Annotated in this window: 9 protein-coding genes and 1 pseudogene; 7 read left to right on the forward strand and 3 right to left on the reverse strand. The window is 75.1% G+C overall.

What is annotated here, in order from left to right; all coding sequences use genetic code 11:
- Positions 1-372: 372 nt before the first annotated feature.
- The 3 genes from E9565_RS19840 to E9565_RS19850 form a co-directional block, all read right to left on the reverse strand.
- Positions 373-1,212, reverse strand: coding sequence for a glycerophosphodiester phosphodiesterase family protein (locus E9565_RS19840; protein ID WP_236836562.1), 840 nt, complete (start codon positions 1,210-1,212; stop codon positions 373-375).
- 123 nt (positions 1,213-1,335) lie between these two features.
- Complete coding sequence (locus tag E9565_RS19845) at positions 1,336-2,301, reverse strand: glucosyl-3-phosphoglycerate synthase (RefSeq protein WP_236827099.1); 966 nt, start codon at positions 2,299-2,301, stop codon at positions 1,336-1,338.
- A 162-nt stretch (positions 2,302-2,463) separates the two neighbouring features.
- Positions 2,464-4,437 carry a bifunctional diguanylate cyclase/phosphodiesterase gene (locus E9565_RS19850; RefSeq protein WP_236836563.1) on the reverse strand — a complete coding sequence of 658 codons (1,974 nt, stop codon included), beginning with the start codon at positions 4,435-4,437 and terminating at the stop codon, positions 2,464-2,466.
- On the opposite strand from E9565_RS19850, the gene E9565_RS19855 reads away from it, so the two are divergent.
- The 7 genes and pseudogenes from E9565_RS19855 to nrfD all read left to right on the forward strand — a co-directional run.
- The gene (locus E9565_RS19855) at positions 4,436-4,672 is read left to right on the forward strand and encodes a hypothetical protein (RefSeq protein ID WP_236836564.1); all 237 of its coding nucleotides are present in this window, start codon (positions 4,436-4,438) and stop codon (positions 4,670-4,672) included. The genes E9565_RS19850 and E9565_RS19855 overlap by 2 nt on opposite strands.
- 95 nt (positions 4,673-4,767) lie before the next feature.
- Positions 4,768-5,448: an SGNH/GDSL hydrolase family protein gene (locus tag E9565_RS19860; RefSeq protein ID WP_236836565.1), complete on the forward strand. Its 681-nt coding sequence runs from the start codon at positions 4,768-4,770 to the stop codon at positions 5,446-5,448.
- A 64-nt stretch (positions 5,449-5,512) separates the two neighbouring features.
- Positions 5,513-5,746: a hypothetical protein gene (locus E9565_RS19865; RefSeq protein ID WP_236827103.1), complete on the forward strand. Its 234-nt coding sequence runs from the start codon at positions 5,513-5,515 to the stop codon at positions 5,744-5,746.
- Between the two features lie 116 nt (positions 5,747-5,862).
- Positions 5,863-6,483 (forward strand): hypothetical protein, encoded by a 621-nt coding sequence (locus tag E9565_RS19870; RefSeq protein WP_236836566.1) that lies wholly within the window; start codon positions 5,863-5,865, stop codon positions 6,481-6,483.
- 152 nt (positions 6,484-6,635) lie between these two features.
- Positions 6,636-9,926 (forward strand): annotated as a pseudogene (gene fdh, locus E9565_RS19880) (formate dehydrogenase).
- A 61-nt stretch (positions 9,927-9,987) separates the two neighbouring features.
- Complete coding sequence (locus E9565_RS19885) at positions 9,988-11,049, forward strand: 4Fe-4S dicluster domain-containing protein (protein ID WP_236827107.1); 1,062 nt, start codon at positions 9,988-9,990, stop codon at positions 11,047-11,049.
- 1 nt (position 11,050) lies between these two features.
- Positions 11,051-11,923: NrfD/PsrC family molybdoenzyme membrane anchor subunit (gene nrfD / locus E9565_RS19890; RefSeq protein WP_236836568.1), on the forward strand; the 873-nt coding region annotated here is incomplete at its 3' end.

The raw sequence follows: 11,923 nt of genomic DNA on the forward strand, positions 1-11,923 counted from the left end.
CCGAGACCCCACCCCGACCCAGTAGCGCTCTGCCCACACCCGCGGGGCAGAGCGCTACTGGGTCGGGGTGGGGTCTCGGAGCCGGAGCCGGACCCGGGCTCGAACGGGCGGGCTAGGCCGCGGGGGTCGTGCCCCGCCCGAGCCGGCGCAGCGCCGCGTGGCCCGACCGCCCGAGCCCGCCGCCGTCCCGCGCCTCCGCACCTCCCGTCGGCGAGGTGGGGCGGGGGACGCCGCCGAGGGCAGGTGGGTGTCCGGCGGGAGTAGCGCTCTGCCCCGCGGGTGTGGGCAGAGCGCTACTGGGCCGGGGCGGGTAGGCAGCAGGAGCAGGAGCAGGAGCCGCAGCCGGAGCCGGACCCGGGCTCGAACGGCGGGCTACGCCGCGGGGGTCGTGCCCCGCCCGAGCCGGCGCAGCGCCTCGTCGGGCCGGTCGGTGATGATCGCGTCGACCCGCAGCCCGATCAGGAGGTCGATGTCGGCGGGCTTGTTCGCCGTCCACACGTGCACCTCCTTGCCCGCGGCGTGCGCCTCCGCCACGAACCCCGGATCCGCCCGCACGAGCCCCACCCCGGGCCCGACCGCGCTCATCGAGCTCGCCAGCAGCTCGGTCCGCACCGCACGCAGCCGCTTCCCGATGAGCTGCACGGTCGGGACCCCCGGGGCCAGCGCCTGGACGCGGCGCACCGCGAGCTGGGAGAAGCTCATCACCCGGAACGCCGGCTTCCCGCCCCACTGCGCCGGCCGGTCACCCTGCAGCAGCCCGTAGCGCCGCAGCGAGCGCACCAGCTCCTGCTCCACCCGGCTCGCGTGGCGCGTGGGGTGCTTGGTCTCGATGGCCAGCCGGACGCTCCCGGGGGTGGCGGTCACGTACTCGAGCAACCGGTCGAGGGTGAGGACCCGCCCGTTCTCGACGTCGGGCTCGTCCGAGACGGCGGTGATCGTGTCGTCCGCCCACCGGTCCAGGCGGCCGCGCCGGGCGCCGAACCGGAACTGCTCCAGCTCGGCCAGGTGCAGGGCGGAGACGACGCCGCGGCCGTTCGAGGTGCCCCGGACGCGGCGGTCGTGGACGCAGACCAGCACGCCGTCGCGCGTCATCCGGACGTCGCACTCCACGGCGTCGGCGCCCACGAGGGCCGCGTTCCGGTACGCGGCCAGCGTGTGCTCGGGCGCCTCCGCGGTCGCCCCGCGGTGGGCGACGACCTCGGGGCCGGTCACCGGCGCGGACGGGGGGAGCGGTCGTGCGGCACGGGGCGATCTTCCTCGCCTCGGGCAGGGCAGGCGACCGAACGCGCCGCGCGCGGCCGGCGGCGGCGGGGGAGGGCCGACGAGCGCGGCGGGTCAGACGGCGAGGCGGGCTCGGTACTCGGCGACGGTGATCATCGGCGGCCGCTCGTCGACGCCGACGGCGCTGCTGCGCGGCACGAACCCCTGCCCGTCGTGCCGGAACTGGGTGAGCAACCCGCTGACCCCGCGCCCACCCGCCGCCCGGGACAGCACCGTGGCGACGACCTGCCCGGCCATCTCCCCGAGCGCCTCGACGTCCTGCGAGGTGTGCCGGCGGGTGCCGAGGTCGACCTGGGCCAGCGAGGAGAGCCCGCCCAGCCGCAGCAGGTCGACGAGCAGGCCGACCTCCACCCCGTAGGCCGAGACGAACGGCACCTGCTCCAGCACCGAGCGACGACCGGCGTACTCCCCGCCGAGCGGCTGCACGATGCCGGCCAGCTCCGGCCACAGCGCGTTGAGCAGCGGCCGTGCCGTCAGCTCGGTCACCCGCCCCCCGCCCGCGGGCACCACCGTGTCCCCGACCTCCAGCGGCCGGGTGTAGCAGCCCTTGACGTAGGCCACCTGCGGATCGGTCAGCAGCGGCGTGAGCAGCCCGGGCACGTAGTGGGCGACGTCGCCGAGCAGGTCGGCGTCGAGGAAGACCACGAGGTCACCGGTGGTGGCGGCCAGCGACTTCCACAGCGCCTCGCCCTTGCCCCGGCGGGTGCCCGCGCCGGGCAGCACGTCGGTGGTGGCCACGACCGAGGCGCCGGCGGCCCGGGCGACGGCGGCGGTGGCGTCGGTGCTGTCGGAGTCGACGACGACGAGCTCGTCGACCAGCGGCACGCCGCGCACCCAGTGCGCGTGCAGGTCGGCGACCAGTCCGCCGACCGTCGCCTCCTCGTCGCGGGCGGGGAGGACGACGCTGACCCGGTGCCCGCCGCGGCGCTTCGCGCGGAGCAGCGCGTCGACGTCGACCTCGTCGAGGGACCGGGCGGTCGACGTGCGATCGGCGAACCAGGCGCGGGCGTCGGGTCTCACGCACCCCACTGTCCGGCAGGCCGGGACCGCGCACCAGACGAGCGCCCTGCTGTTCACCGGCCCGTCACGGGATCGTTCCCGGCGCCCTCGCCCCCGACGTGCGACGACGTCAGACGGTGACGGCGCGGGACCCGTCGAGAAACGGCCCCGGGGCGTCCGCGATCACGGCGTCCCGGCGGCCGGGGCGGCGAGCCCGACGGCGACGGCGGTGCGCCAGCCACCGTCGGCGAGCCGCCCGGCCTCCAGCGGACGGGCGAGGGCGTACCCCTGCAGGTAGCGGTGGCCCATCTCGCGCAGCAGCGCGAGCTGCCCGGGGGTGGTCACGCCCTCGACGACGACGGGCAGGCCGAGGCTGGTGCCCAGCTGGAGCACCCCGCGGCACAGCGCCCGCCGCTGCGGGTCGTGCTCGACGTCGGCCAGGAAGTGCTGGTCCATCTTCAGCAGGTCGACCGGCATCCCGGCGAGGTAGGCCAGCGACGACCAGCCGGTGCCGAAGTCGTCCACGGCGATGCGGACGCCCAGCCCGCGCAGGGTCTCCAGCTCCCCGGTGACGTGGCTGTCCAGCAGCATCGACTCGGTCAGCTCGACGACGAGCCGCGCGGCGGGCAGGCCGCTGGCAGCGAGCGCGGCGACGACGTCGGCCACCAGCTCACCGCTGTGCACGTGGCGGGCCGAGACGTTGACGGCGACGGCGAGCTCCTCACCGGGCAGCCCGGCGACGGTGGCGCACGCCTCGCGCAGCACCCAGCGGCCCAGCTCGGTGATCAGCGGGGACTCCTCGGCCAGCGGCACGAACTCCTGCGGGGAGACGTCGCCGAGCTCGGGGTGCCGCCAGCGCAGCAGCGCCTCGACGGAGACGGCGCGGTCCAGGACGACGTCGACGACGGGCTGGAAGACCAGCCGCAGCTCGCCGCGGGCCAGGGCGCCGGCGAGGTCGGTGCTCAGCGCGCTGCGCCGCCCCTCGGCGGAGCGCAGGGCGTCGTCGGCGCGGTGCACCGAGCCCGGACCGGCTCCGCGGGCGCTGCGCAGGGCCAGGTCGGCGCGGTGCAGGGCCTCGCCGGGATCGACGTCGGCGCCCAGGCCGGTGACGCCGGCGACGGCGGTGAGCCGGCCGGCCGGGGTGGCCAGCCGGCCGAGGGTGGCGACGAGCCGGGCCGCGACCACCTCGGCGTCCGCGACGGAGCCGTCGACGAGCACGACGAAGTCGCCGTCGGTCCCGCGGGCGAGCCAGTCCTCGCCGCGCAGCTCGCGGGCCAGCCGGGAGGTGATCGCCCGCAGGACGGTGGTCCCGGCGGGGGGCGCGCCGTCGACCGAGAGCAGCACCAGCGCGGTGGCGCGCGCCGGGCCCTGCCGCTGGACGGCGGCCAGCCGGTGCACCAGGGCGCTGCGGTTGGGCAGCCCGGTGACCGGGTCGGTGAGCGCGAGCTCGAGCAGCTCGGCGTCGGGGCCGGCGCGGTCGGCGGTGAGGTCGGCGCAGAACAGCACGAGCGCACCGACCTCGGGGTCGGCGCGCAGGTCGCGCACGGTGGCCTGGACCAGCCGCCACCCGCCGTCGCCGGTGCGGACACGGGCGGTGCGGACGGCGAGCTCGCCCTGGTCGCCGGCCCGGGACCGCAGCGCGGGGAACAGCACCCGGCGGTCCTCCGGGTGGACGGCGTGGGCCAGCCGCAGGCCGGTGAGCTCGGCCGGCTCGCGGCCCAGGAGGGCGGCGATCGCGGGGGAGGCGTAGGTGACGCGCAGCGAGTCGTCGAGCAGCACCACGGGGTCGGTGCTGCTCCGCACCAGGGCGGTGAACTGCGCGCGGCCGGTGCGCAGCGCCGCCGCGAGCCGGAGCTGGCGGCGCCACAGGACCCACAGCGCCGGGCCGAGGACGGCGGCGCCGCCCAGGCACACGAGCCGGGCGGGCGCGGGCGCGGACCAGGCGCCGAGGACGACGGCGACCAGCGCGAGGACGGCAGCCCAGCCCGCGCGCCCGTGCGCCGGCGCGGCAGGCCCGGGGGCGACGGCGGTGGTCACGCCGTCGTCATCGGGACCCGGCGCCCCGCGCTGCAGCCGCGGTGCCCGCGCGGTCACCCCATCGAGGTGCGCCGGCGCCGGGTCGCGGGCGGCCGGGCCCTGCCCCACGATTCCGTGCATGACCCCCGGTCACCCGCCCGGCCCGCACGTGGGGGCCGCGGACCGGCGGCGGGTGGCGCTGCTGCTCGAGACCGCCGACGTCCTGGCCGAGCGCGCCGCCCGCACCGCCGACACCGCCCAGGCCCAGGTCCTGCTGCGCCGGTCGGCCCAGCGCCGGGCGCAGGCCGAGCGGCTGGCCTCGGACGGCTCGCCGCGGGGCCGCCCGGGGGCCGCGGGAACCGGCGCGTCGAACTGACCCCCGCGGCGCGGCGGCGCGGCGTACGGTCCGCGCCGTGGTGGGGCGGACTTCCTCCGGCGCCGCGCTGGGCGTGGGCGGTCATGGTGCTCGGGGTGGCCGCGGTCGCCCTCCTGGCCTACCTGCTGGCCAACCGCCCGCCCCCGCCGGGGTTCACCGCGCCGGCGGCGGCCGGGCTGGACGCCCTGGAGACCACCCCGGCGGCCGCCCCGCTGCGGGTGCTCGTCGTCGGGGACGGCGCCACCGTGGCGCCCGAGGGCGTCGTCGCGTGGCCGCAGCTGGTCGCCGACGGCATCTCCGGCGAGGGGGCCCGCCCGGTCGAGCTGACCGTCGCCGCGGCCGACGGCAGCGGCTACCTCGTGACCCCGCCCGACGGCCAGACCTTCCGCCAGCTCGCCGAGGGCGCCGGCGGGGACTGGGACGTCGTCGTCCTCTCCGGCTCCCACGACGACAACGCCGCCTTCGACGACCTCCAGGCGGCCGCCCAGGAGACGATCGAGGCGGTGCGGGCCGCGTCTCCGGAGGCCGCGGTGCTGGCGGTCGGGCCGGCGTGGCCGGAGACCCCGGCGCCGGGCTACGTGCAGACCGACCGGGACGCCGTCGCCGCGGCCGCGGAGGCGACCGGGACCACCTTCGCCGACCCGCTGGCGGAGGAGTGGCTGACCGCGCCCGGTCTGGTCGGGGACGACGGCGAGACCCCCACGGCGGAGGGGCACCAGGCGCTGGCCGAGCGGATCCGGCCGCTGGTCGAGCCGCTGGTGCCCGCGGGTGGCTGAGCCGCGGGCGGGCGCCGTCCGCGGGAGCGACCACCCGGCGCCCGGACCGGTCTACCGTGGCCGGGTGCTCCGCTGGTCCTGCGCCCTCGCCGCCGGGGCGGTCGTCTCCGGGTTCGCCGCCCTCCTGGTCACCGGGGAGTACCGCAACGAGGGGCCGGTGCTGCTCACGCTCGTCGGCAACCACGGGGTGCACGCCGGCGACCTGTTCGTCCTCGCGGGGTGGGCGGTCGCCGTGCTCGCGCTGGTGGTCCTGGCCGCAGCCCCCGGCCGGACGACGGAGGACCGCTCCGGCGGCTGACGCGGTCCTGCGCATTTCTTGCGGATCGCTGCGCACGACCCTGCGGTTGCCCGCGCAGGGTGGCTCCTGCCGCGGGATGGAACCGCCACCCCGGCACGAGCAGGGGAGGCAGGCACGTGCGCAGCGCGAGCAGCACCACCACCGTGGCCCGGCAGGGCGTCGCCGCGAAGGTCGTGGGCACGGTCGCCGTGCTGGCCGCGGCCGGCGCGGTCGCGGGTCTGGGGACCCTCGGCGGGTTCACCGCCAGCGACAGCGTGGACACCGAGGTGCGGACGGGGGCGCTCTCGATCCGCCTGGACGCCGCCGCGGGCACCACCAGCGTCCCGTTCTCCGGCGGGGCCATGATGCCCGGCGACGTCGAGCAGGTCGCCTTCGACCTGCGCAACGACGGCGACGTGCCGCTGGCCTCGGTCGGCTTCGCCTCGGTGGCGCGGGTCTCCAGCCTGCTGGACACCGACCGGGTCGACGGGCTGCAGATGGACGTCGAGTCCTGCTCACGGCCGTGGACGAAGGCGGGCGCGTCGTGGACCTGCGGCGGCACGGTGACCGGCTTCTACGCCGGGCCGATCGTCATGGACGAGGCGCTGGAGGGCGCCGCGAGCCTGCGCCCGGGCGGGGTGGACCACCTGCTGGCCACCGTCTCCTTCCCGTCGACGGCCGGCGACGCGCTCCGGCAGCAGACCAGCACGTTCACGTTCACCTTCTCCGCCGTGCAGCGGGACGGCGCCGCCCGCTGACCTGCGACCGCGCGGGCGGGTACCGGGCCCACGGGGGGCCCGGTCCCCGCCCGCGCCGTCGTGCCGGGCACCGCGGGGTTGCGGACGGCGCCGATCCGGCGAGCGGGCCTGTCGGCGCGCCGCCCGGCGTGCCGGATGGCAGAGTGACGCGTGTGAAGACCTGGCTCGACAGCTGGCCGGTGTACCGCCAGCTCACCGGCTCCGACCCGCTGGGCCGTGGCAAGGCCGCGCGCAGCAAGGCCACCGAGGCCACCGTGTCGCGCACCGCCACCGCCGACCGGGTCGTGAAGAGCGTCTGCCCGTACTGCGCCGTCGGCTGCGCGCAGAACGTCTACGTCAAGGACGAGAAGGTCGTCCAGATCGAGGGCGACCCCGACTCGCCGATCAACCGCGGCCGGCTGTGCCCCAAGGGCTCGGCGAGCAAGCAGCTGGTGACGAGCCCCACGCGGGTGACCACGGTCAAGTACCGCCGTCCGTTCGGGACGGAGTGGGAGGACCTCGACCTGGACACGGCGATGGAGATGATCGCCGACCGCGTCCTGGAAGCCCGGCGCAAGGGCTGGCAGGACGAGAACGAGGGCAAGCGGGTCAACCGCACCATGGGAGTAGCGAGCCTCGGAGGGGCGACCCTCGACAACGAGGAGAACTACCTCATGAAGAAGCTCTACAGCGCCATGGGCGCCATCCAGATCGAGAACCAGGCCCGCATATAGCACTCCGCGACGGTGCCCGGTCTGGGTGCCTCGTTCGGTCGTGGCGGCGCCACGAACTTCCTGGAAGACCTCGCGAACTCCGACTGCATCGTCATCGAGGGTTCCAACATGGCCGAGTGCCACCCGGTGGGCTTCCAGTGGGTGGGTGAGGCCAAGGCCCGCGGCGCGAAGATCATCCACATCGACCCGCGGTTCACCCGCACCAGCGCGATCGCCGACCTGCACGTGCCGCTGCGCATCGGCACCGACATCGCGTTCCTGGGCGGGCTGATCAACCACGTCCTCAGCAACGAGCTGTACTTCAAGGAGTACGTCGTCGCCTACACCAACGCCGCGGCGCTGGTGGGCGAGGAGTTCGTCGACTCCGAGGACCTCGACGGCCTGTTCTCCGGCTTCGACGCCGAGAACCGGGTGTACGACGAGGACACCTGGCAGTACGAGTTCGAGGAGCCGCCGCACTCGGGCTCCGACGACCCGGCCGAGGCCGCCGAGCAGGACCGGCTGGAGGACGACCCCGCCGTCAAGAAGTCCGACCGCGCGCAGGCGGCCGGCAGCGGCGGCCCGCCGATCCCGGCCAAGCCCAAGCGCGACGAGACGCTGCAGCACCCGCGCACGGTGTTCCAGGTGCTCAAGCGGCACTTCGCCCGCTACACCCCCGAGATGGTGTCGGAGGTCTGCGGCATCGAGCCGGCGGTGTTCCACCAGGTCGCCGAGTGGGTCACCAGCAACAGCAACCGCGACCGGACCACGGCGTGGGTGTACTCGGTGGGCTGGACGCAGCACAGCGTCGGTGCGCAGTACATCCGCACCTGCTCGATCCTGCAGACGCTGCTCGGCAACATCGGCCGCCCCGGCGGCGGGATCATGGCGCTGCGCGGGCACGCCAGCATCCAGGGCTCCACCGACGTCCCGACGCTGTTCAACCTGCTGCCCGGCTACCTGCCGATGCCGCACGCCCACCAGCACCACACGCTGGAGGAGTACGTCGCCGACGCCGCCGGCAAGGGCGGGTTCTGGGGCAACAAGCCCGCGTACATGACCAGCCTGCTCAAGGCGTGGTGGGGCGACGCCGCGACGCCGGAGAACGACTTCGCGTTCGACTACCTGCCGAAGATCGACGGCGACCACAGCTCGTACCGGACGATCGCCGACATGATCAAGGGGAAGGTCTCCGGGTACTTCCTCGTCGGCGAGAACCCCGGCGTCGGGCACCCGAACAGCCGGATGAACCGGTTCGGGCTGGCCAACCTGGACTGGCTGGTCGTCCGCGACCTGCAGATGATCGAGTCGGCGACCTTCTGGAAGGAGGGCCCGGAGCACGAGACCGGCGAGCTGTCGCCGGACACCATCGGCACCGAGGTCTTCTTCATGCCGGCCGCCACGCACGTGGAGAAGGAAGGCACCTTCACCCAGACGCAGCGGCTGCTGCAGTGGCGGCACAAGGCGGTCGAGCCGCCGAACGACGCCCGCAGCGACCTGTGGTTCTACTTCCACCTCGGCCGGATCCTGCGCGAGCGGCTGAAGGACTCCACCGACCCGCGGGACCGCCCGCTGCTTGACCTCACCTGGGACTACCTGCCCGAGGGCGAGCACGACGAGCCGAGCGCGGACCTGGTGCTGCGCGAGATCAACGGCTACGGCCCCGGCGGTCGGCTGCTGAACTCCTACCTCGAGATGGAGGACGACGGCTCGACGTCCGGGGGCTGCTGGATCTACAGCGGCGTCTACGCCGACGGGGTCAACCAGTCCGCGCGGCGGAAGCCGGCCAGGGAGCAGGGCGTCGTCGCCTCGGAGTGGGGCTGGGCGTGGCCGCTGAACCGGCGGATGCTCTACAACCGCGCCTCGGCCGACCCGGACGGCAAGCCGTGGAGCGAGCGCAAGAAGTACGTCTGGTGGGACGAGTCCGCCGGGGAGTGGACCGGCGTCGACGTGCCCGACTTCGAGAAGAAGAAGCGGCCGGACTACGTGCCCCCGGACGGTGCCCACGCGCAGGACGCGCTGGCCGGCACCGACCCGTTCGTCATGCAGGGCGACGGCAAGGCCTGGCTGTTCGCGCCGGCGGGCGTGGTCGACGGCCCGCTGCCGACGCACTACGAGCCGGCCGAGTCGGTGGTGGGGAACGCCTTCTACAAGCAGCAGGCCAACCCGACGCTGGAGATGATCGAGGGCCCGTGGAACCGGGCCAACCCGACGCGCAGCGACGTCTACCCGTTCGCCGTCACCACCTACCGGCTGACCGAGCACCACACCGCGGGCGGGATGAGCCGCACGCTGCCCTACCTGTCGGAGCTCCAGCCGGAGTTCTTCGTCGAGGTGAGCCCCGAGCTCGCCCGGCTGCGGGGGCTGACCAACGGCGGGTTCGCCACGCTGGTCAGCGCGCGCACGGCGGTGGAGGCGAAGGTGCTGGTCACCGAGCGGGTGCGGCCGATCAAGCTGCGCGACGGCACGGTGGTGCACCAGATCGGCATGCCCTACCACTGGTCCTACGCCGGCATCTCCACCGGTGACGCGGCCAACGACCTGCTGGGCATCGTCATGGACCCGAACACCCACATCCAGGAGTCCAAGGTCAGCACCTGCGACATCGTCGCCGGGCGGCGGCCGCGGGGGCCCGAGCTGCTGGAGTTCGTCGAGGCCTACCGCCGCCGGGCCGGGGTCGAGTCGGGGAAGGTCGGCGTGAACGGCCGCGACCCGGTGGCCGCCCAGGCCGGCGAAGGGTCCACCGCGTGACCCCAGCGATGATCAGGTCCGACGCCGACCGGCGGGACGACGACGAGAGGAGGGGAGCGAGATGACGATCAGCTCGGCGAGCCCGGCCTTCACCGGCCGCGACCCGGAGAACCGGCTGTTCGGCCCGCTGCCCGACGTCACGGCCGAGGCCGGCTACGAGGAGGAGCACCCCAAGCGGGTCGGCTTCTTCACCGACACCTCGGTCTGCATCGGCTGCAAGGCCTGCGAGGTGGCGTGCAAGGAGTGGAACACGCTGCCGATGGACGACTCCCACGGCGTCCGCGACGCCCTGGGCCTGTCCGGCATGTCCTACGACAACACCGGCCAGCTGGGGGCCAACTCCTGGCGGCACGTGGCCTTCATCGAGCAGAGCCGCGCCGTCGACCTGCCGATGCCCACCTTCGGCCGCCCCGGGGACGACCGCGCCGGCAGCGGCCCCTCGCCCGCGGTGGCCGGGGACGACGTCAGCCTGGCCGACGCCCAGCAGAGCGTGCTCAACGCCGAGGCGCTGAGCGAGTACGACCCGCAGACCGGGCAGAGCGGCGCGGACAAGCAGATCCGCTGGCTGATGAGCTCCGACGTCTGCAAGCACTGCACGCACGCCGGCTGCCTCGACGTCTGCCCCACCGGGGCGCTGTTCCGCACCGAGTACGGCACCGTGGTCGTGCAGGGCGACATCTGCAACGGCTGCGGGTACTGCGTGGCGGCCTGCCCCTACGGCGTCATCGACCAGCGCAAGGACGACGGCCGGGTCTTCAAGTGCACGATGTGCTACGACCGGCTGACCGACGGGCTGCAGCCGGCGTGCGCGACCGCGTGCCCGACGCAGTCGATCCAGTTCGGCGACCTCGACGAGCTCCAGGAGCGCGCCGACGCCCGGCTGGCGACGCTGAAGGCGCAGGGCGTGGAGACGGCGCGCCTGTACGGGCGGGACGAGAACGACGGCGTCGGTGGCGACGGCGCGTTCTTCCTGCTGCTCGACGAGCCGGAGGTCTACGGGCTGCCGCCCGACCCGATCGTGACCACGCGGGACCTGCCGGCGATGTGGAAGGCGGCCGGCAAGGCCGCGGCGATGATGATCGGGGTCGCGGTCACCGCCGTCCTCGGCTCGCGGAGGCGCTGACATGACCGGCGGTATCACCAGCCCCGGCGCCGGGTGGCGCCAGGCCGACCAGGGCCCGGCCGTGCAGCAGCGCACGGGCCGGAAGCGGCGCCACCGCGGCCGCGGGCGCCACCGCGGCGAGGTCCCGATGGTGGAGGACGTCGAGTTCACCTCGTACTACGGCCGGCAGATCGTGAAGACGCCGGTGTGGAAGTCGCCGGACGTGCCGCTGTACCTGTTCCTGGGCGGTGCCGCCGGCTCCTCGGCGATCCTCGGCGCGCTGGCCGACCTCACCGACCGGCCGACGCTGACCCGGGTGTCGCGGCTGACCGCGGGGGCGGGCTCGCTGGCGTCGGTGGTGTTCCTCATCCACGACCTCGGCCGGCCCGAGCGGTTCCTGCACATGCTGCGGGTGATCAAGCCGACCTCCCCGCTGTCGATCGGGTCCTACATCCTGGCGCCGTTCAGCGCGGCGGCCGGGGCGACGGCGGCCGTGGAGCTGCTGGGCTGGTTCCCCCGGCTCAAGCGCTTCGGCGGGGCGGTGGCCGCGGTGTTCGGCGGTCCGCTGGCCACCTACACCGGGGTGCTGCTGGCCAACACCGCGGTGCCGTCGTGGCACGCGCCGCACACCCAGCTGCCCTACGTCTTCGGCGGCTCGGCGATGGCGGCCGGCGGCGGCATCACGATGGCGTTCACGCCGGTCGAGGAGGCCGGGCCGGCGCGGAAGATGGCGATCACCGGCGCCGTCGTCGAACTGGCCGCGATGCACAAGGTCGAGACCGACCACGGCATCCTCAGCGAGCCGTACCACGAGGGCCGTCCGGGCACGCTGATGCGCGCGGCGCAGGTGTGCACCGCGGCGGGGGCCACGCTGACGGCGGTGGCGGGGCGGCGG

The organism is Blastococcus sp. KM273129, from assembly GCF_021698995.1.
Lineage (GTDB): Bacteria > Actinomycetota > Actinomycetes > Mycobacteriales > Geodermatophilaceae > Blastococcus.

Bases quoted from the DNA above. Each gene is read 5' to 3' on its own strand.
- E9565_RS19855 (WP_236836564.1), top strand. From the start codon at position 4,436: ATGACCCCCGGTCACCCGCCCGGCCCGCACGTGGGGGCCGCGGACCGG.
- E9565_RS19850 (WP_236836563.1), bottom strand. From the start codon at position 4,437: ATGCACGGAATCGTGGGGCAGGGCCCGGCCGCCCGCGACCCGGCGCCG.
- E9565_RS19885 (WP_236827107.1), top strand. From the start codon at position 9,988: ATGACGATCAGCTCGGCGAGCCCGGCCTTCACCGGCCGCGACCCGGAG.